Origin of the sequence: uncultured Thiohalocapsa sp., from assembly GCF_913063425.1 — a bacterium.
Taxonomy (GTDB): Bacteria; Pseudomonadota; Gammaproteobacteria; order Chromatiales; family Chromatiaceae; genus Thiohalocapsa.
Genome location: NZ_CAJXYK010000033.1, coordinates 41,435 through 65,666, shown reverse-complemented (window position 1 = coordinate 65,666; position 24,232 = coordinate 41,435). Strand labels below are relative to the sequence as shown.

General features: G+C 66.5%; 21 protein-coding genes. 14 read left to right on the top strand and 7 right to left on the bottom strand.

Translation table 11 applies throughout. The annotated features are described in order from the left end of the window. Positions 1 to 139 precede the first annotated feature (139 nt). The 5 genes from QZ607_RS17000 (at position 140) to QZ607_RS16980 (ending at position 6,727) form a co-directional block, all read left to right on the top strand. On the top strand, positions 140 to 1,246 hold the full coding sequence (locus QZ607_RS17000) for an ImmA/IrrE family metallo-endopeptidase (protein ID WP_295885019.1): 1,107 nt from the start codon (positions 140 to 142) through the stop codon (positions 1,244 to 1,246). A gap of 226 nt (positions 1,247 to 1,472) precedes the next feature. Continuing rightward, complete coding sequence (locus QZ607_RS16995) at positions 1,473 to 3,125, top strand: site-specific DNA-methyltransferase (RefSeq protein ID WP_295885017.1); 1,653 nt, start codon at positions 1,473 to 1,475, stop codon at positions 3,123 to 3,125. Further along, complete coding sequence (locus QZ607_RS16990) at positions 3,122 to 3,643, top strand: AAA family ATPase (RefSeq protein ID WP_295885015.1); 522 nt, start codon at positions 3,122 to 3,124, stop codon at positions 3,641 to 3,643. The genes QZ607_RS16995 and QZ607_RS16990 overlap by 4 nt, the downstream gene beginning before the upstream one ends. Continuing rightward, a complete protein-coding gene (locus QZ607_RS16985) occupies positions 3,640 to 3,885 on the top strand; it encodes a hypothetical protein (protein WP_295885011.1) in 246 nt (81 codons plus the stop codon). Before QZ607_RS16990 ends, QZ607_RS16985 begins: the two co-directional genes overlap by 4 nt. A 133-nt stretch (positions 3,886 to 4,018) precedes the next feature. Then, positions 4,019 to 6,727, top strand: coding sequence for a DEAD/DEAH box helicase family protein (locus tag QZ607_RS16980; protein WP_295885008.1), 2,709 nt, complete (start codon positions 4,019 to 4,021; stop codon positions 6,725 to 6,727). A 63-nt stretch (positions 6,728 to 6,790) separates the two neighbouring features. Here the strand turns inward: QZ607_RS16980 and QZ607_RS16975 are convergent, their stop codons facing one another. Then, entirely contained in the window at positions 6,791 to 7,195 is a 405-nt protein-coding gene (locus QZ607_RS16975; protein WP_295885005.1) for a hemerythrin domain-containing protein, read from the bottom strand. After that, the gene (locus tag QZ607_RS16970) at positions 7,192 to 7,419 is read right to left on the bottom strand and encodes a hypothetical protein (protein WP_295885001.1); all 228 of its coding nucleotides are present in this window, start codon (positions 7,417 to 7,419) and stop codon (positions 7,192 to 7,194) included. Before QZ607_RS16970 ends, QZ607_RS16975 begins: the two co-directional genes overlap by 4 nt. A gap of 273 nt (positions 7,420 to 7,692) precedes the next feature. Here QZ607_RS16970 and QZ607_RS16965 point away from each other — a divergent pair, with 273 nt between their 5' ends. Further along, positions 7,693 to 8,265, top strand: coding sequence for a Uma2 family endonuclease (locus tag QZ607_RS16965; protein ID WP_295884998.1), 573 nt, complete (start codon positions 7,693 to 7,695; stop codon positions 8,263 to 8,265). A 56-nt stretch (positions 8,266 to 8,321) separates the two neighbouring features. Here the strand turns inward: QZ607_RS16965 and metK are convergent, their stop codons facing one another. The 3 genes from metK to QZ607_RS16950 all read right to left on the bottom strand — a co-directional run bounded on the left by metK (position 8,322) and on the right by QZ607_RS16950 (position 14,084). After that, positions 8,322 to 9,509 (bottom strand): methionine adenosyltransferase, encoded by a 1,188-nt coding sequence (gene metK, locus QZ607_RS16960; protein ID WP_295884995.1) that lies wholly within the window; start codon positions 9,507 to 9,509, stop codon positions 8,322 to 8,324. A 196-nt stretch (positions 9,510 to 9,705) separates the two neighbouring features. Then, complete coding sequence (locus tag QZ607_RS16955) at positions 9,706 to 12,864, bottom strand: HAD-IC family P-type ATPase (protein ID WP_295884993.1); 3,159 nt, start codon at positions 12,862 to 12,864, stop codon at positions 9,706 to 9,708. Between the two features lie 215 nt (positions 12,865 to 13,079). Then, a complete protein-coding gene (locus tag QZ607_RS16950) occupies positions 13,080 to 14,084 on the bottom strand; it encodes a zinc metallopeptidase (RefSeq protein WP_295884991.1) in 1,005 nt (334 codons plus the stop codon). A gap of 335 nt (positions 14,085 to 14,419) precedes the next feature. Between QZ607_RS16950 and QZ607_RS16945 the strand changes: the two genes are divergently transcribed. The 3 genes from QZ607_RS16945 (at position 14,420) to QZ607_RS16935 (ending at position 18,973) form a co-directional block, all read left to right on the top strand. Continuing rightward, positions 14,420 to 14,773: a pentapeptide repeat-containing protein gene (locus QZ607_RS16945; RefSeq protein WP_295884988.1), complete on the top strand. Its 354-nt coding sequence runs from the start codon at positions 14,420 to 14,422 to the stop codon at positions 14,771 to 14,773. A 445-nt stretch (positions 14,774 to 15,218) separates the two neighbouring features. Then, positions 15,219 to 17,768, top strand: coding sequence for an ATP-binding protein (locus QZ607_RS16940; protein WP_295884985.1), 2,550 nt, complete (start codon positions 15,219 to 15,221; stop codon positions 17,766 to 17,768). An 11-nt stretch (positions 17,769 to 17,779) separates the two neighbouring features. Then, entirely contained in the window at positions 17,780 to 18,973 is a 1,194-nt protein-coding gene (locus QZ607_RS16935) for a hypothetical protein (RefSeq protein WP_295884983.1), read from the top strand. 280 nt (positions 18,974 to 19,253) lie between these two features. Here QZ607_RS16935 and QZ607_RS16930 read toward each other — a convergent pair whose 3' ends face one another. Next, complete coding sequence (locus QZ607_RS16930) at positions 19,254 to 20,150, bottom strand: EcsC family protein (protein WP_295884981.1); 897 nt, start codon at positions 20,148 to 20,150, stop codon at positions 19,254 to 19,256. Between the two features lie 275 nt (positions 20,151 to 20,425). On the opposite strand from QZ607_RS16930, the gene QZ607_RS16925 reads away from it, so the two are divergent. The 4 genes from QZ607_RS16925 (at position 20,426) to QZ607_RS16910 (ending at position 23,067) form a co-directional block, all read left to right on the top strand. After that, complete coding sequence (locus tag QZ607_RS16925; RefSeq protein WP_295884978.1) at positions 20,426 to 21,037, top strand: hypothetical protein; 612 nt, start codon at positions 20,426 to 20,428, stop codon at positions 21,035 to 21,037. Positions 21,038 to 21,142: 105 nt separating this feature from the next. After that, complete coding sequence (locus tag QZ607_RS16920) at positions 21,143 to 21,886, top strand: TerC family protein (RefSeq protein WP_295884975.1); 744 nt, start codon at positions 21,143 to 21,145, stop codon at positions 21,884 to 21,886. Positions 21,887 to 21,923: 37 nt separating this feature from the next. Then, positions 21,924 to 22,349 carry a universal stress protein gene (locus tag QZ607_RS16915; protein ID WP_295884972.1) on the top strand — a complete coding sequence of 142 codons (426 nt, stop codon included), beginning with the start codon at positions 21,924 to 21,926 and terminating at the stop codon, positions 22,347 to 22,349. Positions 22,350 to 22,428: 79 nt separating this feature from the next. Further along, on the top strand, positions 22,429 to 23,067 hold the full coding sequence (locus tag QZ607_RS16910; protein ID WP_295884970.1) for a flavin reductase family protein: 639 nt from the start codon (positions 22,429 to 22,431) through the stop codon (positions 23,065 to 23,067). 95 nt (positions 23,068 to 23,162) lie between these two features. Here the strand turns inward: QZ607_RS16910 and QZ607_RS16905 are convergent, their stop codons facing one another. Further along, complete coding sequence (locus tag QZ607_RS16905) at positions 23,163 to 23,384, bottom strand: DUF2061 domain-containing protein (RefSeq protein ID WP_295884967.1); 222 nt, start codon at positions 23,382 to 23,384, stop codon at positions 23,163 to 23,165. A 366-nt stretch (positions 23,385 to 23,750) separates the two neighbouring features. Here QZ607_RS16905 and QZ607_RS16900 point away from each other — a divergent pair, with 366 nt between their 5' ends. Then, the gene (locus QZ607_RS16900) at positions 23,751 to 24,218 is read left to right on the top strand and encodes a (2Fe-2S)-binding protein (protein ID WP_295884964.1); all 468 of its coding nucleotides are present in this window, start codon (positions 23,751 to 23,753) and stop codon (positions 24,216 to 24,218) included. Positions 24,219 to 24,232 lie beyond the last annotated feature (14 nt).

Sequence of the window (24,232 nt, the reverse complement as noted above, 5' to 3'; positions counted from 1 at the left end):
CCTGGGCGACTGGAACTATGTCGTCGATGCGGATGGATTCGCGTGACAAGACGTATACTTTATTTTTGAATAGTTACCTAGACAAGAAGCCGTCGCCGTCCAACCATCTGTCCTGGGGTGGGCGCGGGAGAGCCTGGGTATGTCTGTTCCGGACGTGGCCAATCGCCTGAAGCGCCCGGCGGCAGAGATCGAGCGCTGGGAGTCCGGAGACGCTGCGCCGACCTATGCGCAGCTGGAAAGGCTGGCCTACACCCTCTACAAGCGCCCGCTCGCCGTCTTCTTCCTGCCGTCGCCGCCCAGAGAAGCTGACCCCCAGCGCGAGTTCCGCACCCTTCCCGATGCCGACCTGGACACCCTCTCGCGTGATACTCACCTTCACATTCGCCGAGCGCATGCCTATCAGCTCGCGCTGAAAGAGGTCTTTGCCGCTGGCAATCCAGCGACGCGCCGAATCTGGGAAAACATGTCTTTGTCCCGAGCTGCCGGTATCCTGAGTCAGGCGATGCAGATCCGCAACATACTCGGCATCGACATGGCAACACAGTCCGACTGGTCCAGTGACGAGGCCGCATTGAAGGCATGGCGAGCCCGTATCGAAGACGTGGGCGTATTTGTATTCAAGAATGCCTTCAAGCAAAAAGAGATTTCCGGCTTCTGTCTCACCGACGCGCAATTTCCTCTGATCTACCTCAACAACAGCACCACCAAGACCCGCCAGACGTTCAGCCTGCTGCACGAGCTTGCGCACCTGCTGTTGCATGTCAACGGCATCGGCAAGCTCGATCTGGGCTATATCGATCAGTTGACCGGCAAAGCCCAGGCCATCGAGCGCTTCTGCCACGCCATTGCAGCAGCAGTCCTGATACCGGAGCAGGACTTTGCGCAGCAGTCCGCCGCATTGCCCCGGCGAGGGGAAGACATTACCGAAGAACAGTATGCACGCCTGGCAGCCCGCTATGGGGTGAGCCGGGAAGCCGTCTTTCGTAAGCTGCTGGATCAGGGGCGCGTTCCACGGACTCTTTACGACGAAAAGGCGAGAGCATGGGCAGGGCAGCAAAAGGCAGGTAATGGCGGCGACTGGTACGCCTCGCAGAACGTCTATCTCAGTCAGCGGTTCGCCCAGGCGGTCATCACGCAGCACTACGGTCAACGCCTGACTATCGAGCAGGCATCCGAGCTTCTTGGCATCAAGCCAAAGAACTTCCCCGGTATCGAGCAACGGATTCTGCAAGGGGCTGGTTCATGAGTAATGATCACACTCCGCTCTCTGTGTGTCGTTTGATGGTTGACCCGAGCATGATGACCTTATTCGCCAAGCGATCAATCACGCTCGTTCCCACGCTCCGGCGTGGGAATGCGGTCCCGGCCGCTCCAGCGGCCCGTGCGCTCAGGTCGCAGCGTGACACGCGACGCTGGAGCGTCGGCACTGGCTCCCACGCTGGAGCGTGGGAGCGAGAGGGTGGCGCGTGCCGATGAGCAAGAAACAGAAACTTGAGCTGACCTGGATCGGCAAGGACAAGCGGCCCGCGCTTGAGCCACGCATCCTGCTGGAGGACCCGGCCCGGTCCTATCACGCCGAGCGGCGGGTCAGCGAGGGCGACCTGTTCGACAACCGGCTGATCTTCGGCGACAACCTGCTGGCGCTGAAGGCGCTGGAGCAGGAGTACACCGGCAAGGTCAAGTGCTGCTTCATCGATCCGCCCTACAACACCGGCAGCGCCTTCACGCATTACGACGACGGGCTGGAGCACAGCATCTGGCTGTCGCTGATGCGGGATCGGCTGGAGATCATTCGGCGGTTGCTGTCGGAGGATGGATCTCTGTGGATTACCATCGACGATAACGAAGCACATTACCTGAAGGTTGTGGGCGATGAGATTTTCGGTCGTGATTGCTATGTCTCGACCTTGGTGTGGGAAAAAGCCGACTCTCCAAGAAACTCTGCACGGCAGTTTTCCACGGACCACGACTACGTCCTAGTCTTTTCCAAGACGCCGGATTGGCAGCCCTTTCGACTTGCGCGAACTGAAGAAGCTAACGCGATTTACAAGAATCCCGACAACGACCCGAAAGGGCCGTGGTTGCCTGGCGACCCATATGCGAATAAGCCTTACTCTAAAGGTTTGTATAAAGTTGTAGGTCCTACAGGTCGAACCTTTTCCCCACCGCCAGGCAGGTTCTGGCGCGTCTCTGAAGAGAACTTTTGGCGTTTAGACAAGGAAGGACGCATTTGGTGGGGGCCTACTGGTAATGCGAGACCGAGCATAAAGCGATATCTCGCTGAAGTAGGGAAGCTTGTCCCGCGGACTATCTGGTCAAAGCACGATGCGGGCAGCAACCGTACATCGAAGAACGAAATGCGAGCGCTTTTCCCAGGCGATGCCTCTTTCGACACTCCAAAGCCCGAGCGACTCTTGCAACGGGTGCTCCTGGTGGCAACGAACCCCGGCGACCTCGTCCTCGACTCCTTCGCCGGCTCCGGCACCACCGGCGCCGTCGCGCACAAGATGGGCCGCCGCTGGATCATGGTGGAGCTGGGCGAGCATTGCCACACCCACATCATCCCGCGCCTGAAGAAGGTCATCGACGGCGACGACCCCGGCGGCGTCACCGAGGCGGTCGGCTGGAAGGGCGGCGGCGGCTTCCGCTACTACCGGCTGGCGCCGTCGCTGCTGGAGAAGGACCGCTGGGGCAACTGGGTCATCAACCGGGCGTACAACGCGGCGATGCTGGCCGAGGCCCTGTGCAAGCTGGAGGGCTTCACCTATGCGCCGTCGGAGACGCTGTGGTGGCAGCATGGGCATTCGACGGAGCGGGACTTCATCTGGGTGACCACGCAGAACCTGTCCGCCGGGCAGTTGCAGGCGCTGTCTGACGAAGTAGGCGAGGGCCGCTCGCTGCTGGTGCTGTGCAGCGCCTTCCGCGGCGTCAGCGCCGAGGCCGCCGCCGAGCGGTGGCCGAACCTGACGCTGAAGAAGATCCCGCGCGTGGTGCTGGCCCGCTGCGAGTGGGGTCGCGACGACTACAGCCTGAACGTGCAGAACCTGCCGATGGCGGAGCGGGACGAAGAACCGGCGCCGGATCAGCCAAAGCAGGGCTCGCTGTTCGATGAGAAAGAGCCGTGACACCGCCTCGGGTTCTGGTCATCGCCGGACCCAACGGGGCCGGCAAGACCACCTTCGCTCGGGAGCTGCTGCCGAACGAGGCACAGTGCCTGGCATACATCAACGCGGACTTGATTGCGGCCGGACTGTCGCCGTTCTCACCGGAGCGGGCCGCGGTGAAGGCGGCCCGCCTGATGCTCGATGCGATGGACGATTATGCGGCGAGGCGGGAGAGCTTCACACTGGAGAGCACCTTGTCCGGCCGCGGGTATGTGCGCCGCTTTCAGGCCCTGAAGGCGGCGGGGTACCGATTGTCGATCTATTTCTTGAGCCTGCCGAGCCCGGACATGGCCATCGCCCGGGTCGCGGAGCGCGTCCGACAAGGCGGTCATGCTGTGCCGGACGCAATCGTGCGCCGTCGGTTCGCGTCGGGCTGGCACAACTTTACGCAGATCTATCGGCCGATGGCCGACGAGTGGGTATTGCTGGACAGCAGCGACACCCCGCCACGCGTCGTCGATTGGGGTGAAAGCCATTGAACACCAGAGATATTTCCGAAGCACGCGACCCGCTTCTGTCCGCGTCGGTGGCCGCCATGAAGCGCGCCGCCGAACAAGCGCGCCGACAAGCCGTGATGACGAACACCCGGCTGGTGGTCTGGCGCGAGGGGCAGATTCGCTACATCGATCCGTCGGTTGCCGAGAAGGGATCGACGGATACCACCGGCAAGACTGATGCCCCAGCGGTGATGGATCGGCCCACCGAGCCCGAGTCGTCATGATCTTCCATCGGGTACGCTGGCGGCGAGGGCCGGTGTACGAAGCCTCGGGAAACATGGCACCGGGGCTGGCCATCGACGCAATGCCAGTGCCGCCTCGCGCGGAGAAATTCGAGAACAAGAAGGGCACTGACGCATGAACACGCGCATCTTCAACGCCATCAACGGCCGTCTGTCGCTGCGCCCGCCGCAGCGGGAATCGCTCCAGCGGCTTGCGCAGGCCCTTGACGCGGCGCCGGCCATGCTGGAGCACGAGCGTGACCTGGACGCGGTGCTTGCGACGCTGAAGGCGGATTTTCCGACCCTCGAAGCCTTCGAACGGGACTTTCCGTCGCTCTGTTTCGCGCTGGCCACCGGCGTCGGCAAGACCCGCCTGATGGGCGCCTTCATCGGCTATCTGCACCTGGCGCACGGCTTCAGGCACTTCTTCGTGCTGGCGCCGAATCTGACCATCTACAACAAGCTCATCGCCGACTTCACGCCGAATACGCCCAAGTATGTCTTCACCGGCATTGCGGAATTCGCCGCCTATCCGCCGGAGATCATCACCGGCGACAACTACGAGCAGCGCGCCGGGAATTTGAGCATCCTGTCGCCGGTGACGGTGAACATCTTCAACATCTCCAAGATCAACTCGGAGGTGCGCGGCGGCAAGAGCCCGCGGATCAAGCGCCTGTCCGAGTATCTGGGCGACAGCTATTTCAACTACCTGGCCGAGCTGCCCGACCTGGTGCTGCTGATGGACGAGTCGCACCGCTACCGCGCCAGCGCCGGGGTACGCGCCATCAACGAGCTGAAGCCCCTGTTCGGGCTGGAGCTGACGGCGACGCCGTTCACGGAGTCGAGCCGCGGGCCGGTGCCGTTCAAGAACGTGGTCATGGACTATCCGCTGGCGCGGGCCATCGAAGACGGCTTCGTGAAGGAGCCGGCCGTCGTGACGCAGCGGGACTTCGACCCGAAGCGGCACACGCCGGAAGAGATCGAGAAGATCAAGCTGGAGGACGGCATCCGGCTGCACGAGGCGACCAAGGTGGAGTTGCTGACCCATGCCCGGCGCCTGGGGGCGCGGCAGGTCAAGCCCTTCGTGCTGGTCATCGCCCGCGACACGACCCATGCCGCGCAGCTGCGCGCGCTGATCGAGTCCGATGCCTTCTTCGAGGGGCGCTACAAGGACAAGGTCATCCAGGTGGACAGCAGCAAGACCGGCAAGGAGGAAGAGCAGATGGTGGAGCGGCTGCTGGCCGTGGAGAGCGCGGCGGAGCCCACCGAGATCGTCATCCACGTCAACATGCTCAAGGAGGGCTGGGACGTGACCAACCTCTACACCATCGTGCCGCTGCGGGCGGCCAACGCCCGCACGCTGATCGAGCAGTCCATCGGCCGCGGGCTGCGGCTGCCGTTCGGGCGGCGCACCGGCGTGCCGGCCGTGGACCGGCTGAACATCGTCGCCCATGACCGCTTCCAGGAGATCATCGACGAGGCCAACCGCAGTGACTCGCCGATCCGGCTGAAACAGGTGGTGCTGGACGCACCGTCCGAGACCGAACCGACCATCAGCGTGCAGGTGAGCTCCAATGCCGAGGCGGCGCTCGGTTTGAGCGAGGCGAAGGTCACGGGTGGCGACGGTCAGCACTATGCCATGGAAACGGAGTCGCTGAAGACACCGGCGTTCAGCACTGACCGCGAAAGGCAGGCGGCGCGTGCAGTGATGGAGGTGATCGGCGAGCTGGAGCGCCGCAGCGACGCGGTGCCCAACAGCGCGGCCCTGACCAAGCCAGATGTGCAGCAGACGATCACCGAGCAGGTGCGCGCGCGGCTCACACCGCAGCAGGGTGAGCTGTTGCCGGATCACGGGCTCGATCTGGACGCGGTGGTCGCGAAGACGACGGAGACCGTTGCACGCGGCATGATCGACATCCCGCGCATCGCGGTCGTACCGACGGGCGAGGTCACCGTGGGCTTCCGCCCGTTCAAGCTGGATCTGAGTGGGCTTAGCCTACAGCCCGCGGACCGCGAGCTGATGATTCATCACCTGCAAAGCAACGACCGGCACACGCTTGCCTCGGAGGCGGGCATCACGGAGCGGCGGCTGGAGGACTACGTGGTCTTCGGCCTGCTCGACTACGACGACATCGACTACGAAGCCCACGCCGAGCTGCTCTACGATCTCGGCGAGCAGATGGTACGGCACCTGCTGGGCTATCTGTCCGAGGACGAGGCCCGCGCAGTGCTCGACCGCGACCGCCGGCTCATCGCCGAGGCCATTCACGTGCAGATGATGGAGCACTTCTGGGAGAAAGCGGCCGGTTATGAGGTCCAGGTGAGCCGTGGCTTCACCCAGCTGAAGCCGGGCAACTACACGGCGACAGGCAAACAGCCGGTACGCCATTACCGTGAAACGCTGGCGGATAAGTCGGGCATCAGGAAGATGCTGTTCAACGGCTTCAGCAAATGCCTCTACCCGCTCCAGAAGTTCGACTCGGACAGCGAGCGGCGCTTCGCGGTGATTCTGGAGCGGGACGCCGAGAAGTGGTTTCGCCCGGTGAAGGGGCAGTTCCAGATCTGGTACAAGCTGGGCGCAGAACAGCCCGAGTACGTGCCGGACTTCGTCGCCGAGGCGCCGCAGGTGATCTACCAGGTGGAGACCAAGGCGCGCGAGGCGCTGAAGGACGCGGAGGTCCAGGCCAAGGCCGACGCGGCCGGCAAGTGGTGCGGCCATGCCAGCGACTACGCCCGGGAGCACGGTGGCAAGCCTTGGCGCTACCTGCTGATTCCGCATGACGAGATCAACGAGGCGCGCACGCTCGTGGACTTCGAGCGGTTCGCGGTCGGTGGAAGAGGTTAGCTGTTGGTGTCAGGAGAGGTGGAGCGGTGGGATCGAGAGAAGCACCAGCGGCGCCCGCTCAACTCATCCCCTGGCACCCGCCTTCAAATGCCCCGCCAGCGCGCTGTCCATGGTCGCCGCATGCAGCGCGAACCAGTGCGGCAGCTGCTCGCGGACATAGGCGCGGGCCAGGGCCGGCCGGCCGCTCGCGGCACGCTGACCCAGGTTGCGCAGGTCCGCCAGCACGCGCCGGTGCTCGCCGCGGTGCTCGTGCAGGGCCGGGAAGGCGCTTGCGGTCATCCACTGCTCCTCTTGAGCGAAGTGCGCTTCGGTGTGCGCGAGCAGTGCATCGAACAGCGCCGGGAAGCCGGCGTCATCGACAGCGGCGAGCCGATTCACCAGGTCGATGAGCTCCAGGTGCGTACGGTCCATCTCCTCCAGGCCGAGCCGGAAGCGGGGCTCGGCGGGGTCGATGAGCGGTGCGGTCATTGCGTCTGCTCCCGCCGGTGGTTGATGGTCTTGAACAGCTTGCGGGCGACGTAGTTGGCGAATTCCTCGGTGTTGTCGTAGCGGTAGTCGACGGCGAGGCCGGCCAGCGCGTCGATGCCCTGGCGCAGGCGGGCGATCTCGGTGACTTGGCGGCCGCAGGTCAGACAGCGCTCGCCGTCGTCTCGGCAGGCGTCCTTACCGTGGCAGGGTTCGAAGCGGGCCATGGGGTCGGTCCTCAGGGTATTGGGCTCGTCACAGTGTGCACATGGTCGGGGGCTGGTGCGCACGCTTCTCTTCGTGCACCTAGGGTTTCGGCGGATGCCCCGTCAGCGGCTGATAACGAGGCGCGATTTTCTCACCACCGGTGCCGCCGGCAGCGGTGGCCTGCCGGCACGATGCCCTGTCCCCGAGACACGGCTGGAAAGACGCTCACGACGACCGGCCGGGAGCCGCGCTAGACTGGCATGCACTCCGCAGCCTCTGAACCGGTAAAGTCCATGGAAGCCTACAAGCTGAAGACCATCGACGATCTGCTGATCAGCCCGGAGGAGCGGGTGGAGCTCATCGACGGCGAGATCGTGCGCCGGCCGATGGCGCGGGCGGACCATGGCATGGTGCAGGTCACCACAGCGACCGAGCTCGGCGATCTGCCGCGTCGCTCGGGCCCCGGCGGCTGGTGGATCATCACCGAGGTGAGCGTCGCCTACGAGCAGCACCAGTGCCCGAGCCATGATCTAGCCGGCTGGCGCAAGGAGCGCATGCCGCAGCGCCCGCGCGGCGTCGTGGAGCTGACGCCGGACTGGGTTTGCGAGATCGTCTCCGCCGGCCACGAGCGCAAGGACACGCTGACGCTGTTCCTGCTGCTGCAACGCCACCATGTCCCCTACTACTGGCTCATCTGGCCCGAGGACCGCACGCTGATCGTGCACCAGCTCGACGGTGACACCTACCGGGTGGCGATGACGGTCACGCTGAGCGGCGACGAAGACGGGGCAGTCGCCGGCAAGGGCATGCATGTCCCGCCCTTCGAGGACGTCGAGCTGGACCTGGGCTACATCCTGGGCGGCTGAGCCGGACGCCAAGCCGTGGGCGGCCGGCGGACAATGAGCGGGCGATCAGCAGGCGATCAGCCCAGCGCCGGCGCCCGGTCGGTGCGCTCCCAGGGCACGTCCAGATCCGCCCGGCCCATGTGCCCATAGGCGGCGAGCCTGCGATAGAAGCCCTCCGGGTGCTCGGCGGGCAGGTGGCGCAGGCGCAGGTCCCGGACGATGGCGCCGATGCGGAAGTCGAAGTGCTGCTGCAGGCGCTGGGCGATCTCGGCGTCGTCGATGCGCCCGGTGCCGAAGGTGCGCACGCGCAGGCTCACGGGGCCCGCGGAGCCGATGCTGTAGCTCAACTGCACCTCGCATTCGCCGGCAAGACCCGCGGCGACGGCGTTCTTGGCGGCATAGCGGGCGGCGTAGGCGCCGACGCGGTCGATACGCATGGGGTCCTTGCCGCTCAGCGCGGCGCCGCTGTGGCGGGCGTACTCGCCATAGGTGTCGATGCCCGTCTTGCGGCCGGTGAGTCCGGAGTGTACCGCCGGACCGCCGCCGATGACGGGTCCCTCGGGGTTGATGAAGTAGTGCGTGTCGCCGTCCGGGGCCACCGGCTGCTCGGCGAGTACCGGTGTAATGACGCCGTGGATCAGGTCCGACTGCAGCCGGTCCGCACCGGGCCCCGCGTCCTCCCGCTGGCTGGTCTCCAGCGCCACACTGTGGATGCGCAGTGAGCGCCCGTTGCGGTACTCCACGCCCACCTGCACCTTCGCATCGGGCAGCAGATAGGGCAGGTCCGCCTCCAAGGCCGGGTCGTCCAGGCGCCGCGCCAGGGCATGGGCGATGGCGATGGGCAGCGGCATCAGGCTGTCGGTCTGGTCACAGGCGTAGCCGAATACCGTCACCTGGTCTTTGGCGGTCACCCGACCCAGGCCCTCGTCATCCAGGGCGTCCAGGTCCAGCGGGTGGTAGTCCCGCTCGGTGTGGTCCATGAAGCTGGTCATGATGGTGCAGGCGTCGGCGTCGAACACCTCCCGCGGATAGCCGACGCTGCGGATCACCGCCCGCGCCACGTCCGGGATGGCGAGCCCGCCTTTGGAGGCGTAGTGCGCGGAGATGAAGAGCACCCCGCTCGCCATGGCGCATTCGGCGATGATGCCGGCATTCGGGTCCTGCCCCAGGAAGTGATCGACGATGGCGTCGCTCACCTGGTCGCAGAGCTTGTCCGGATGGCCGGTGGTGACGGATTCGGACGTGAAAATGAAGTCGTCGCTCATGGGCGGGCTCCGGACTGTTGGTGGATCGCGCGTTGATCGATTCGTCGGTCATCACCAGGCCGCGGCGGCGGATGCGCGTCGCTGATCGGCCCGACGCCCCTGTCAGCCGCGGTGGCGGATGCGCTTCGCTTATCCGCCCTACGGCCCTACGGCCCTACGGCCCTGCTGCACGCTGCACGCTGCACTCCGGCACCCCTCACGCCGGCTTGGTCTCCGGCTCCATCTCCAACACCGCCGCATGCTCCGGCCCCCGGTACCGGGGCTTCGTGGCCTCGTTCACGATCAGCGGCAGGATGACACCGGCACCGATGGCGGCCAGGTCCATCCAGCCGAGCGGCACGGTGCCGAGCAGGCGCCGGGCGCCGGGGACGACGCTCACCACCACCTGCAGCGCCGCCATGCCCAGCACGGCGCGGGTGAGGTGCTTGTTGGGCGCGAGCTTCTCGCCGCCGAAGACGTTGCGGTAGCGCGAGCGGGAGCTGAGCGCGTGGGTCAGCTCGTTCATCACCAGGGTGTTGAAGGCGAGCGTGCTGGGTGCCGGGCCGAGCCCGTATCTGCGCATGCCGTAAATGAAGGCGCCGGCCGTACCGAGGCCGATCATGCCGGACTCGAAGGTCATGCGCTTTAAGTCCTCGCGGGTGATGATGGCCTCCTCCGGGTCCCGCGGCGGGCGGTCCATGATGTCCGGCTCCGCGGGCTCCATGGACAGCGCCAGCCCCGGGAAGATGTCCGTCACCAGGTTGATCCACAGCAGCTGCATGGGGTTCATGGCCTCACCCCAGCCGAGCATGACGCCGGCGAGCATGACTTCGATCTCCGTGAGATTGGTGGAGACCATGAAGTGGATCATTTTCCGGATATTGTTGTAGATGGTCCGACCCTGCGCCACCGCGATGGTCATGGTGTGCAGGTTGTCGTCCTCCAGCACGACGTCCGAGACCTCGCGGGCGACGTTGGTCCCGCTCTCGCCCATGGCCACGCCGATGTCGGCGGCCTTGAGTGCGGGGCCGTCGTTGATGCCGTCACCCGTCATGGCCACCACCATGCCGGCCTCCTGCAGCGCGCGGACGATCTTGAGCTTGTGCGCCGGGCTCACGCGGGCGAACACGTGCACATTTCGCACCAGGCCGGCGAGCAGCTCCGGGTCCATCTCCTCCAGCTTGTTGGACTCCAGCACCTGCAGCGGCTTCTCACCCGAGAGCCCGAGCTCCTTGCCGATGGCATAGGCCGTGGCACTCTGGTCGCCGGTGATCATGATGGTCTCGATGCCGGCCTGGTGGTACTCGGCAATGAGCCGGTCCATGCCCGGGCGCATGGGGTCCGCCATGCCGGCGAGGCCGAGCCAGCAGAGCTGGCCGGTCTTGTCCGGCATTTGCCCCTCGTCCAGCTCGCGGTAGGCGGCGCCGAGCACGCGCAGGGCCTGCCCCGCCATGCGCTGGTTCTCGTTCGTGATCTCGGCGCGCATGGCCTTGGTGAGCCGGACCTTTTTGCCGTCGCGCAGCATGGTGGTGCAAAGCGCCAGCACCTCGTCCGGGCTGCCCTTCACCGCCAGCAGGTGCTTGCCATCCTTATACGGATGCAGGCTCGACATGTACGGCCGGCCCTCGGCCCGGTAGCGGGTCTTGAGCCGCGGGCGCTCTGCGCGCAGCGCCGGCACGTCGATGCCTGCCTCTACCGCCAGCTCCACCAGCGCGTTCTCGGTGGGCGAGCCCTCGAACTGCCACTTGCCGGGTACGCCCTTGATCTCGGCCTCGCTGCAGAGCGACACCACCTGCATCAGCCGCACCAGCTCTTCGCGCTCAAGCGGGTCCACGGCATGGCCGTCGTCGTCGGTGAGCTTGTGGGCGGCGACCTTGAAGCGCTCGCCGCCGCCGTAGACGGCCACCACGGCCATGCGGTTCATGGTGAGCGTGCCGGTCTTGTCCATGCAGAACACCTGCACGGAGCCGAGTGTCTCCACGGCATCCAGATGGCGCACGGCAACGTTGCGCCGGCGCATGTCGTTGATGCCCATGGCGAGCGTGGTGGTGGCCACCGCCGGCAGACCCTCGGGCACCGCGGCGACGGCGAGCGAGACGGACGCCTTCAGCATCTCCAGCCACGCATAGCCCCGCAGCACACCAACGCCGAAGACGCCGGCGCAGACGCCACCCGAAAGCAGCGCCAGCTGCGTGCCCATGCGCCCGAGCTGCTTCTGCATGGGCGTCTCCGGCGACTCCGCCTCGCCCACCATGGTCTGGATCTGGCCGAGCTCCGTCGCTGCCGCCGTGGCCACTACCATGCCCCGACCGTTGCCCCCCGTCACATGGGTGCCCATGTAGGCCATGTTGAGGCGGTCGCCGAGCGGCGTGTCGTCCTTGGCGATGAAGTCGGGATCCTTGCTCACGGGCAGGCTCTCGCCCGTCAGCGCGGACTCGTCCACGCTCAGCCGATGCGCGCGCAGCAGCCGGATATCGGCGGCGATGTAGTCCCCCGGTGCCAGCAGCAGCACGTCGCCGGGGACGATATCCTCCACCGGCACGGTGACTGTCTCGCCGCCGCGCAGGGCCTTGACGCTGCGCGCGCCGGTCTGAGTCAGGGATTCGATGGTGCGCTCGGCCTGGCGCTCGGTGACGAAGCCGATGACGCCGTTGATCATCACCACACCCAGGATCACCGCCGCATCCAGCAGGCCGCCGGTGGCCACGGCCACGCCGGCGGAGACCGCCAGCAGCCCCACCGGCAGGCTGTTGAACTGGCTCACGAAGATGGCGATGTTCGAGCGCGTCTCGGCCGCCGTCAGCGCGTTGTGGCCGAAGCGGCGCAGGCGCTCGCCCACCGCATCCAGGGTGAGCCCGGTGTCCGCGGGGGTGGCCAGCGCCTGCTCCACGTCCGTCAGCGCCATGGCGAACCAGGCCCGGATGGGCTGCGCCTCCAGCGCGCGCGGCTGTGCCGCGGGCGCCGCACCGGCGAGTGCGCCCAGGGCCGGCTGCGCGAAGGGCCGCACCACGAGCCGCCCCAGGCCCCGCAGCAGCGCCGTGAAGCCCGCGAGCGCCGGGCTCTGCGGATAGTCGCGCTGCCCGACCTGGCACGGGCGCGGCTGTGCTGCGGCCGGGTCACCAAGCAGCTCATCCACCAGCGCCACCAACCGCGGCAGCGTCATGGGCGCCGCAAAGCACACCAGCAGCCGCCCTGTGACGGTGCTGGCCGATGCCTGGCCGATGCCACCCGTCCCGCCCAGAGCCGCTTCCAGACGCCGCTTCAGCGACGGCATCTGGTAGAGACCATGCACCTCGAGCCGCACCCGCTCGCGGCAGCTCGTGTGCACAGGCACCACGCGGGGGGTGGCGGGTACGGCGGGCACGGGCTGACTCATGGGCGCCTCCTGGTGGTGGGCCGCCGCGGCGACGGGAGCGCCGGCGCAGCGCGGGTGGCGGTCTGTGCCGCCTCTTGTGGGATCGCTGCGAGCGCGGTCGTTGACAGCGCGCCGCCCGGCCGCTGCCACCGGGCGCGACACGCGGCGGCGCTAATGTTACGAAACAATGACGGCGCGCAACCGAAGGGCCATGAGAACCGAGCCCGCGGGTCGAGTCAATAGTCCCCGGTGAGCAGCAGCCAGCGCCGCACCAGCGGACGGGCCAGTGCGCGCAGGCGTTGCCGCCCGCCGCCGTGCTCCCCATCAGGCGCCCGCGCCGGGCCGGGCGGCGCCAGGACTCTGCCGGGCCGCCCGGCTTGCCTGCGGGGGGCAGCACGCCAGACGCCCGGGCGCTGCGCGGGCCCGGGCTGCGGCGTCGAGGGCGCTCGCACCGGCGGCTGAGGCAGGATGGCAGATGCGCTGGGCGCATCCGCCCGGCAGTGCTCACGCTCTCGCTGAACCGGCACCTGAGGGGCCAGAGAAACCGGCGGCAGCAGCCCGCTGCGCAGGAGCCGCGGCCCGACGAACGGCCAAAGCGCCAGGGCCGGCACGGCGGCGGAGGCGAGATAGGTGAGCGAGCAGGCCAGCAGGATGCGCCGCGCGTCGCGCACCTGGTCATCCGACAGGCAGCAGTCGCGCAGCAGCGGCAGCGCCCGGTTCATGCTTGCATCCAGCTCCGACGGCAGCGCCGCCAGCTGTGCCGCAAGCCCGGTGCCGAGCATGCCCGCCGCCGCCAGGCTCAACAGCCGCGCCGGCGCCGGCGTCTGCGCCGCGATGGCCGCTGCCGGCACCGCCAGCAGCAGCACGGCGCCCGCGCCGGTGGTGACCTGGGCGAGCCGCGCCAGCGCGTGATGCAGCCGGAAGGCCCAGTGACCAGCGGCGTCCTGCAGGGCATGGCCCACCTCGTGCGCCGCCGTGGTGGCCGCGGTGAGGCTGGAGCGGGTCAGATGGGCGCGGCTCAAGCGCACGGCCTTGGCCTGCGGGTCGTAGTGATCGCCCAGGTCCGTCACCTCCACGCGCACCAGCGTGAGGCCCTGGCGGTCGAGCAGGCGCCGGGCGAGCTGATCCGCGGGCAGAAAGGCGCCGTCCGCCACATCGAAGCGCCGCAGCTCCGCCCGCGCCCACAGCCTGGGGCCGAAGACCGCGCCCAGCACAGGCACGATGATCAGGATCGGATGCATGATTGCCCCCAGCGTAAGCGCTCACGACAGACCGCTGCATCGCCCATCATGGCCGAAGCCCGGACAGAGCCTGAACGCCCGATTTCCGGATGCCTGCATGCTCAGCGGCGTCCGGGCCGCTGAGCTTGACGGGGATCCTGCCTCCCACGGCCAACGCCGACGAATCGGCGCATCCCCGACTGCACGCAAGCATAGAGGGCGCCCGCGAGCTTGACCATCGGCAGCCTTCAACCGCAGCGGGTCTGCTACGCTTGCGACACGCGGGCCACGCAAGTCATGTCCGCGGGGCGCACGGGCATGCCGCCCGTGCCGACACGCGCTGAGGAGGCCCACCTGTGGCGACGAAAAAGGCCGTCGAGCTGCTGAAAGAGGGCGACATCGACGACTTCAACCAATGGGTCAGGGAGCGCCGCAAGAAGGGCAAGAGCGGCGTTGACCTTGACGACAAGGACCTGAGCGGCCTCAAGCTTCGCGACGCCGACCTGCGCGACGCGCACCTGAACGGCGCCAACCTGCGCAAGTCCGACCTCAAAGGCGCCAAGCTCCAGGGCGCCCGGCTGCGCCAGGCGGACCTGCGCGGCTGCGACCTCCGCGACGCGGACCTGAGCGACGCCGACCTGCGCAAGGCCAAGCTCAAGGGCGCGAGCCTGAAAAAGGCCAAGCTCAAGGGGGCCAGAGGCCTCGACTGAGAGGAGCAGCGGGTTGATCAACCTGATCACTGGCGGACCGCTCGACTGGTCTTGGCGCCCTACTCCATGGCTGCTGTGCTGCGGTTGCTGTGCTCGCGCGTCGCACTCGCAGCCCGATAACCGATGCAGCTCGACCGAACCGTGCGTACGCTTCAGCTCGCACATCGCGCGACATCACACGGCGCGATGCGGCCCGCAACCGGACAACGCTCCACGCTTCGCCATATCGCCGTTAACCCAGAGCCGCCGCAACCACCATCCAGTGTAACGGTCGCGCTGACTATGTCGATGCTTGTGACACTTGTCCCACAGCGCGACAATACGCCCTGACAGTGACTATCTGGCGACTTGGCCATCGGCGACCCAGACGCGTGCGCATTGCAGCTGACGTACTGGAGTACCACGAATTCTACGGGAGCCACGCCGACACTCGGCGTCAGGACAAATGGACGAGAGCAGCAAGCCGGTCTACGACGTTTTCGTCTCCTCGCCCGGAGACGTGAAGCAAGAGCGTGAGATCGCCAATGACGTGATCGCGCGCCTGGCCAATCGCTTCGCGTACTACGCAGAGATCAAACCCTATCTCTGGGAGACTGAGCCTTTGTTGGGCAATCGCGGCCCTTTCCCAGATGCCATCCCCAATCCGGCCGCCAGCGATATCTTCATCATGATCCTGTGGAGCCGTCTGGGGGTAGACCTGCCGGACGAGCCTAGATTCCTCAGGGAGGATGGTCAGCCCCTGACCGGAACCGAATGGGAGTTTCTTCAGGTACGCGCAGCGCGTCGCGACGGACGGAAGTTTCCGGCGCTCTTATTGTACCGCAAGGAAGCACCCACGAGCGTTCCCGCCGAACGCCCACTGAAGCAACGGGCAATCGATCAGCTGCAACGCCTCGAACATTTCTACGAAGACTATGTGGTGGACTCCGAGGGTCGTTACCTGACCGCATCCCGCAGTTTCACAACGCAAGATCAATTTCGCACCATACTGCAGAACGACCTCCACAAACTCATCCGTGAACGCCTCAACGCCGACAGCCCCCGCTTTCGCGCCTCCCGGACCGACGGAGACGTTTGGGACACCAGGGAGCATGGGCCTCCGTATCCTGGATCGCGTCCCTACGAATGCGTGCATGCCCTCGTCTTCTTTGGCCGCCGGGCCGACGCCAAGACCGTCATCGATAGACTCAAGCAGCGCAGCCTGAGCGGACAGCCCAACCTCCTCGTGGCCGGAGCCTCCGGCATAGGTAAGACATCGCTCATTCAAGCTGCCGTCCGTCCGGCCCTCACACAGTCGCATGCATCCGGCGACGCCACCGCATTCCGCTGGTGCGATGTTGACGTCTCCGCCGACCCGCAGGCCCCCCTCTTGACACTGGCCGCGTCACTCACCCGTGACGACTGTCTGCCGGAGATCATGGAGCACGAGCACGCACGCACGCATGCGCAGCTCCGCGATCTGATGCACGCTGCACCGAAGCAGGCCGCGGAGATAATCGATAACGCGCTGGCAACGGCGAGCGATTTGCACCCGGGCGCTGATGCCGACCGAACAAACCTGCTCATCTACGTTGATGCTATCGATGTCTTATTTCGCCTAGTGCCCCCGGACCAGATGGAAGCCTTGGCCCTCTTCCTGCGCCAGACGCAAACTTACCCCCGAATCTGGTGCCTCGCGACCATCCGCTCAGATCATCTCCCCGATCTCCAGGCTCACCCCCATCTTGAAGCACTCTTCAGCGACGGAATCCTCAATCTTGCACCGCCCGGTCGCGATCATTTTGAGCAGATCCTGCGCCGGCCCGCTGCCCTCGCCGGCTTGAGCATGGAACAGAAAGATACCGGGCAGAGTGTGGAAAGGGAGTTGCTGCAAGCCCTGGATCATGAGCCCTACGCGCTGCCCTTTTTGCAGCTGACGCTCTCTCAGCTGTTCGCAGTACGCACCGGCGACGGCATTCTCCGGCTCGACGACCTGCTCGCGGTGAACGGCCTGCCCGGGGTCATTCTCGCCAGCGCGGAGCACTTCGTGACAACGCAGCTCACGCCCGCGGAGCGCGAACTGTTGCCGGCTGTGCTCATTCACCTCGTCAGTACGGATATTGCCGGCACCCGCGTCGTCGCAGATTGGCGACCGAAGCCGGATTCGCTCGCGAACGGGAAGCTCGCCCGAATCCTCGACAAGCTCATACTCGCACGCCTAGTGGTATCCGGGTCGCACTTGGACGCGCCCGCCCTGCGGCTGACCCACAGCAGTTTGTTGCGCGACTGGACGCCGCTCGCCCAGGTCGTGCAGAACAAGCGCACGCTCATAGAGACCCGAAGCAAGCTCGAGCGCTTCCTTTACTCAGACCCACAAGGACGGCTGTCCAGCCGCACGGCCACCAGTGCAGCAGATCTGGCGGCACAAGAGCCCGCAGCGTTTTCGGACAGTGTGCACGCGTTGCTGCGCCGCTCCAGCGAGCCCCCATCCGGCCGCTGGGCCTCGCTTTTCCGGCCGCGAGCCGGGCTTTTCATCGGAGCTGGCGTCATCGCACTGCTCGTAGCAGTCATTCTCTTCTTTATTTCGTCGTCACCGCCTGGAGGACCCGTAGGATTACTCACACCCCCGAGCGTCCCTTCGCCCGTGCGCAATACCAACAGCAAAAAGGTGATCGAACCGGGCTTGCAGGCGAACGCGCCCGGCACGAATTCTACCGTGGATACAGAAAGGACCGGGACTGCGACAGGCCTGGCAACGGCCCAGGAAACCGGGGCGCTTGGCGCCACTGAAGCGCTGGAGGCCGCACGCGACCAAATCAGACAACTCGGTCTGCCCCGCGCCCGTTTACGCAGACTTCTGGCCGAGGTGCGTTCGGAAGACCCACAGCCAGGCATCGAGCGATTCATCCGAGAATTTCACGCATCTGAATCGTCTATCAAGCAACGCGCCGAAGAGATCCTATGCGCGCATCACCAAAGCTTGTGTCCCAAGGCTTACAAACAGGGCCTGCAGTGAGGAGAGGTACCATGCGGAAGCTTGCCAACATTGTGCTGCTGGCCGGCTCGTGCTGTGCGGCAATGCCTTTGGCACGGGCGGCAACTTGTCCCGAAACCTATGTGGTGCAGACAAACGACACACTGCGCGCCATTGCCGCGGAAACGCTGGGAAGCGCCGATAGATTTACAGAAATCTACGAACATCACGCGAACGGTCCGATCATAGGCGAAGACCCCGACTTGATCCGCCCAGGCATGGAACTGTTCATACCCCCGTGCTCGGCAGAACGCGCTCCGGCGCGGACCGCCGCACCGGCCGACCCACCGCCGGACTCTGCCGACTCGGAGCGCAGCTACCCCCGAGTAATTCACATCGTGAGCTCCTGGAAGTATTGGCCATTTACGGCGCTTGGATCAGCCAGCGCAGACGCCGACGGTGCGGAAACCTTCCGTCCACCAAGCGGGATGTTGACGGAAGTCGTCAAGGCCGCATTCGCTCATTCCGGAGAAGACCTCAGCATTGAGATCGATTTCATCGATGACTGGGCCGGCATGCTCAACGTGTTGGTAAAGAAGCGAAAGTACGACATGACATACCCTTGGTTCAAGCCCGACTGCACCGACGTCGACGCCTTGCCGAGGAACATGCGAATTCGCTGCGAATACGTGTTCAGCGACCCGCTCACCTCGGTGACGATCGCATTCTACCGCCTGGATCAAGCGCTGATCCAGGATCATGACAAGGCGAGTGAGTGTTTGCGCCAAGCGATCTCCGAATCGGAGCTGGATCATACAGACTTGCGCGAGTGCAGAATCTGCAGGCCGGAAGGCTATCAGACATTCGATCTCGCTGAGCGCGGTATCCCGGTCGATGACGACAACGTCTTCGTTCAGGCCAACGACATTGAAGGTTGTTTCAGAAAGCTCGACGCCTACGAAGTGGACTATGTCACACTGAACCGCTATTCTGCGGAAGAGGCACTCGCTCGCATGGGTATCGAAGATGACGTCACGAGCGTCGACTCCCTCGCCTATCTGCTTGACCTGCACATCGTGGCTCACAGTTTCAATGACACGGTCGCCACCAAGTGGCTTCGCGCATTTAATCACGGATTGAAGGAGATCAAGCGAAACCGTCGCTACGACAGCATCAAATCCCTCTATGACCAGCGACACAGGGACCGCGTAGCGCGCTTAGCGGCACAGAGCAAAGAGAGTGATTAGTTGCAAACGTCAGGCCGTGACAATGATGCGCACGGATTGCGCCCAGGCGAGGCGAGTCAATCTGCGTATGCGCAGCTCGGGGGCATGCGGATGTATCGGCGTTTGCCGCAAGGGGCAGGACACACCGCCATTGTTGAGCAGCATCGGCCGTTGACAACGGAGGAACCCGGAGAGGGCGTCGCCGGGCTTGAAACTTTACCTGGAAAGCCCGGCAATCAATATCGCTTGCGCCCAGAACCGGGCACTCGCCGGCGAGACCTGCGCGTCCAAGAGCGAAGCGTCACCAACCCTCGATGGGGCTGAAATCCCGGGAGCCGAGCCGGTCCTGCTCGCGCAGCAGGGAGTAGGCGTCACGGATCACCTGGGCGCCGTAGTCGCGCTCCAGCCGGCGCACGATGAAATGCCCGCGGGCGACGGTCTGGTAGTGCTGCATGAAGATCAGGTTCAGGGTGGCGGCGCTCAGCGCACCCGCCACCGGCACCAGCTGCGCGGCGAGCTTGTCCGAGATCACCACGCCGAAGCGCGCCGCCACAGCGCGCGCCAGCTGGATGGCGGCCGGAACGTGCGGGCCGTCCACCTTGCCGGCAAACTCCAGTAGATTCTCGAAGTGCAGGCCCAGGGTGATGCGCATGCCGTAGTAGCCGACCTCGGCCTCGTCATCGTCCTTGGTGCGCCCGCCCAGGGCGAACACCTGCACACAGGCGAGCCGTGCCTCGCGGCTGCCCATGATGTCCTCGCCCTCGCTGCGGGCGATGTCGGCGATGGAGCGCATCATCAGCGCCGTGGCCACCGGCAGCTCTGCCAGCACGGTGAGGGGCCCGAAGAAGCCGCCGACGGCGCCGGTGCCCGTCACCAGCGCGCGGTGCAGCAGGTCGCTTGAGGGCATGGGCTCGCGCTGGTCCATGGAGCCCATGGCCATCTTGAGCGTGCGGTACATGTTGGTTTCAACCGCGTGGTCCAGGCGCTGCTTCCAGCGCCGCGGTATGAGCTTCATCGCCTCCTCGAAGGGTGAGGCGAGCACATCGCTGAGCCGGGCGGCCAGCGACGGATGCTCCAGGCGCTCGTACGCCCAGGCGAGCTCCCGCGCCGCATAGGCGGGCAGCCCGGCGGCGACGAGCTGCCGTGCGGCCGGATCACGGCGATCGACGGCGGCGGTGGATGCCTCAGGGGTGCTCATGCCCCTAAGCTTAGGCGAAATGGCCGCACCGCGCCCAGCGCAAGCGCGTCCGATGCGCTGTCCAAATCTGTCGCCACGCCCCCCAAGCGCCCGGGGCCGGCGTGCCGCCACCGGCCGCCTTTACGCATCGTCATAAAACTGTCATATTCGCCGCCCCCCCAACTCAGCTCGGCCCAGCTCGGCCCAGCTCGGCTCCGGTCCGGCCCAACTCGGCTCAGGTCCGGCTCAGGTCCGCTATGCTGGGGCTTGAGGTCAGCCAGCAACCCCGGAGCCCCATGGACGCCGCCGACGGCAATGCCCCCAGCCCAGACAACTACGGACCGACACACTCCGTCGGCCGTCGCCAGTCCCTGGCGGCCGAGGAGTTCTTCTATTTCTTCCTGCGGCTGCGCAAGAATGAGATCCGCCGCACCGTGCGCCAGCTGGAGGCCCAGTTCCCGGACGACGACCTGCGCACGCGCGCCCGGCGGCTGGTGGATGCCAAGACGGGCCTTGCCGCCGTCGGCGGTGGCCTGCTCTATGTGCCGGGCCTGTTTCCGGCGGCGGGTCAGTTTCTCAAGCTCGCCGGCGTGGTGGGCGCCGCCTCGCTGCTGACGCGCATGCACCTGTATCTGATCCTGGAGATTGCCTGCGTCTACGGCGAGGACATCGACGACCTCGCGCGGGTGCCGGAGATGCTCGCCGTCGTCGGCGCCACCGGCATGGGCGGCGCGGCGCCGCAGCTCCTCGCCGGCTACACCACGGCGCCCTGGGTGTCGGTGGGCGCCGGCGCCCTGTCCATGGCTGCAGTGACCCGGCTCATCGGCCTGGCGGCGACGCGCTTCTACGCCGGCCACCGCATCGCGGCGACGGAGAGCACCGGTCCGCAGCCCGAGGCCGCGGGCTGATGCCGACTGCGCCCCCATGCACCCGCAGGGGTCTTCTGCGCAGCGGCTTAGCGCACCGAGCCCGGCGGTGGCGCCACGCACCGCGCCGACCCTGCGGCCGCCGGCATGCATGAGGTGGCCCTGGCCGACGGCGGCTTCTGGGTGGCGGTACTCCAGATCATCGCCATCGACATCCTGCTCGGCGGCGACAATGCCGTGGTCATCGCGCTCGCCTGCCGGCGGCTGCCCGAGAAACAGCGCAACCAGGGCATTCTCTGGGGGGTGTTCGGCGCCATTGCGCTGCGCCTTACCCTGATCTTCTTTGCGCTGCAGCTGCTGACCCTGCCCTTCCTCAAAGTGGCCGGGGCGCTGCTGCTGCTCTGGATCGGCGTCAAGCTGCTGCAGCCGGAGCCGGAGGTGCATGCGGACGCCGTGGACGCCCCGAGCCACCTGTTCGGCGCCGTCAAGACCATCGTCATCGCCGATGCCGTGATGAGCCTCGACAACGTCATCGCCGTTGCCGGCGCCGCGGACGGCGACATCCTGCTGGTGGCCTTCGGCATCATGGTGAGCATTCCCATCATCGTCTGGGGCAGCAAGCTGGTGCTGATGCTGATGGACCGGTTCCCCTTCATCATCACCCTGGGCGGCGGGCTGCTCGGCTGGATCGCCGGCGAGATGCTGGTCACCGATGCCGCGCTGGCGGGCGTGATGCACCATCTGCCGCATTGGGTACACTATCCGGCGGCGGCGTGCGGTGCCCTCTTCGTCATCGTCCAGGGTACCCGGCTCGCACGCCGGGCACGTCCGGCACCGCTGGAAGAGGTCGCCAGCGGTCGCCATGACGGCGAGCGAGGCCGGCATGGCTAAATCGCGCAACAAGGCCGACAAGCGGAGGGCCGGGCGGATGACGAAGGTACTGCTGCCCGTGGACGGCTCGGCGTTCTCCGACCGCGCCTTGGACCATGTGCTGGCCATGACCCAGGGCGAAGAGCCCATCGAAGTGCACCTGCTTTCCGTGCAGCTGCCCGTCGACTCCGGCCATGCGCGCATGTTCGTCTCCGACGACGACATCGCCGCCTACCACCGCGACGAGGGCATGGCCGTGCTCAAGCCCTACATGGCGCGCCTGGATGCCGCCGGCGTGGCCTACAACTGGCACGTGCTGGTGGGGCACGTGGCGCAGACCATCGCCCGCTTCGCCAAGGAGCAGAAGTTCGACCAGGTGGTCATGGGCACCCATGGGCGCTCCGGTGTCACCCAGCTGCTGATGGGCTCAGTGGCGCAGAACGTCGTCCGGCGGTTGAAAATCCCGGTGGCGCTGGTCAAGTAGGGGGCACCGCCAGCCGCCGATGCCGGCCCGCCCCGGGCGCGCGGCCGGTGTCAGGGTCAGCAAGGAGCCCACCGCCGCCATGCCAGCAAACGCCCCCGGACCGAGCCACCCGCAACCGCTGGACAAGACCGCCGCCGCCGCGGTCAATGCCGTCTACCATCTCTACGACCCGCCGCTGTGGCTGGTCACCGCGGCCGAGTCGCCCGAGCCGGGCAGCACCCGCGGCGGCTGTATCGCCACCTTCGTCGCCCGCGCCTCCATCGTCCGCGATCGCCCGCGCATGGTCGCCGGCATCGCCCGTCAGCACCACACCTGGCGCATGATCGAGGCGAGCCGGTGCTTTGCGGTGTACCTGCTGCCGGAAACGGCCCTGGAGCTGGTCTGGCGCTTCGGTCTCGCCACGGGCAAGGACGCGGACAAGTACGCCGACCTGCCCGACACCCGCACGCCGCTTGGCAACCCCCGCGTCCGCGGCCCCATGGCGTGGCTCGACTGTCGCGTGGAGAACGCCATGAGCAGCGGCGACCGCAGCATCTATCTGGCAGAGGTCACCGGCGGCGGCGTACTCGACGACAGCATGCAGCCGCTCTCCGCCGGCCGCCTCATGGACCTGGCCCCCGCGGACAAGCGCGCCGAGCTGGACCGCCTGTATGCGCGCGACGGCGGCATCGACGCCGCCGCCATCGATGCCTGGCGCATGGACGGAAAAGAGCGCTGAGGCGGGTGCCTCAAGGCCGTCTGCTGCCGCAGCGGCGGCAAGCCCGGGACAGTCGATTCGAGATCTCACGCCTGGCCCCACCGCAGCGGGCAGGCTCAGGCGGCAAGCGGCGCGTCCATGCGGCCGGGTCGATCCTGCCCACCGCGGCCCGCGCGCAACCGCGCCCACACCCGCTCGTGGATGTGATAACCGACGGTGTTGACGGCCGGCTCGACGAGGGCCACGGCGCTGCCGATGAGGATGTCGCCGGTGAGCGCATAAGTGACGCCGAAGGCGACGCTGAAGTGCATGATGGCGAAGCTGATGGTCTTGGTCATGGGTGTGCTCCGATGTGCTTTCGTCTGTTGGTTGCAAATGATAGTCGTTCTCACTTAAAAGACCAGACGATCGTGCCTGATGTCTTGATAGGCTTCACCGATAAAGCACACCCAGAGCACCGCCTCTAACGATGGCCCTCGCCGCCTGCGCCGCGGCGTTTGCGAGACCCATCGGCCACCGCCTGCCGGCGCCCGGCCCCAAAGCCCCTTGGCATCGCCCGGCGCGCGCAGACATTGGCAGTCGTTATGATGGGCGCCGCCGGCGCCGGCGTGCGCCTACGCAGCCCACACCCGGAGCAGCCCACACCGGAAGCCGCCTGCTCACCCCCCCGCAAACCACCTGACCCCGCAGCCCGGAGACCCGCCATGATCGAGCTTCGCGTCAACGGCGAAACACACCAACTGGACATCGACCCGCAGATGCCCCTGCTCTGGGCGCTGCGCGAGCACGTGGGCCTCACCGGCACCAAATACGGCTGCGGCATCGCCCAATGCGGTGCCTGCACGGTGCACCTGGGCGGCGCCGCCATCCGCAGCTGCTCCCTGCCGGTGAGTGCCGCCGTGGGCCAGGACATCACCACCATCGAGGGCCTGCCGGACGGCCCCCAGGGCGCCGTGGGCCAGGCCGTACAGCAGGCCTGGCAGGACCTCGACGTGGTGCAGTGCGGCTTCTGCCAGTCCGGGCAGATCATGCAGGCGACGGCGCTGCTCGCGACCAACCCGGAACCGGACGATGCGGCCATCGACGCCGACATGGCCGGCAACATCTGCCGCTGCGCCACCTATGCGCGCATTCGCAAGGCCATCCACAAGGCAGCCCAGGCGCTGGCCTGAGCCGTTGTCAAGCA

Coding starts and splice junctions, on each gene's coding strand:
- QZ607_RS17000 (WP_295885019.1), top strand. CDS start 140: ATGTCTGTTCCGGACGTGGCCAATCGCCTGAAGCGCCCGGCGGCAGAG.
- QZ607_RS16995 (WP_295885017.1), top strand. CDS start 1,473: ATGAGCAAGAAACAGAAACTTGAGCTGACCTGGATCGGCAAGGACAAG.
- QZ607_RS16980 (WP_295885008.1), top strand. CDS start 4,019: ATGAACACGCGCATCTTCAACGCCATCAACGGCCGTCTGTCGCTGCGC.
- QZ607_RS16975 (WP_295885005.1), bottom strand. CDS start 7,195: ATGACCGCACCGCTCATCGACCCCGCCGAGCCCCGCTTCCGGCTCGGC.
- QZ607_RS16970 (WP_295885001.1), bottom strand. CDS start 7,419: ATGGCCCGCTTCGAACCCTGCCACGGTAAGGACGCCTGCCGAGACGAC.
- QZ607_RS16965 (WP_295884998.1), top strand. CDS start 7,693: ATGGAAGCCTACAAGCTGAAGACCATCGACGATCTGCTGATCAGCCCG.
- metK (WP_295884995.1), bottom strand. CDS start 9,509: ATGAGCGACGACTTCATTTTCACGTCCGAATCCGTCACCACCGGCCAT.
- QZ607_RS16955 (WP_295884993.1), bottom strand. CDS start 12,864: ATGAGTCAGCCCGTGCCCGCCGTACCCGCCACCCCCCGCGTGGTGCCT.
- QZ607_RS16950 (WP_295884991.1), bottom strand. CDS start 14,084: ATGCATCCGATCCTGATCATCGTGCCTGTGCTGGGCGCGGTCTTCGGC.
- QZ607_RS16940 (WP_295884985.1), top strand. CDS start 15,219: ATGGACGAGAGCAGCAAGCCGGTCTACGACGTTTTCGTCTCCTCGCCC.
- QZ607_RS16935 (WP_295884983.1), top strand. CDS start 17,780: ATGCGGAAGCTTGCCAACATTGTGCTGCTGGCCGGCTCGTGCTGTGCG.
- QZ607_RS16930 (WP_295884981.1), bottom strand. CDS start 20,150: ATGAGCACCCCTGAGGCATCCACCGCCGCCGTCGATCGCCGTGATCCG.
- QZ607_RS16925 (WP_295884978.1), top strand. CDS start 20,426: ATGGACGCCGCCGACGGCAATGCCCCCAGCCCAGACAACTACGGACCG.
- QZ607_RS16920 (WP_295884975.1), top strand. CDS start 21,143: ATGCATGAGGTGGCCCTGGCCGACGGCGGCTTCTGGGTGGCGGTACTC.
- QZ607_RS16915 (WP_295884972.1), top strand. CDS start 21,924: ATGACGAAGGTACTGCTGCCCGTGGACGGCTCGGCGTTCTCCGACCGC.
- QZ607_RS16910 (WP_295884970.1), top strand. CDS start 22,429: ATGCCAGCAAACGCCCCCGGACCGAGCCACCCGCAACCGCTGGACAAG.
- QZ607_RS16905 (WP_295884967.1), bottom strand. CDS start 23,384: ATGACCAAGACCATCAGCTTCGCCATCATGCACTTCAGCGTCGCCTTC.
- QZ607_RS16900 (WP_295884964.1), top strand. CDS start 23,751: ATGATCGAGCTTCGCGTCAACGGCGAAACACACCAACTGGACATCGAC.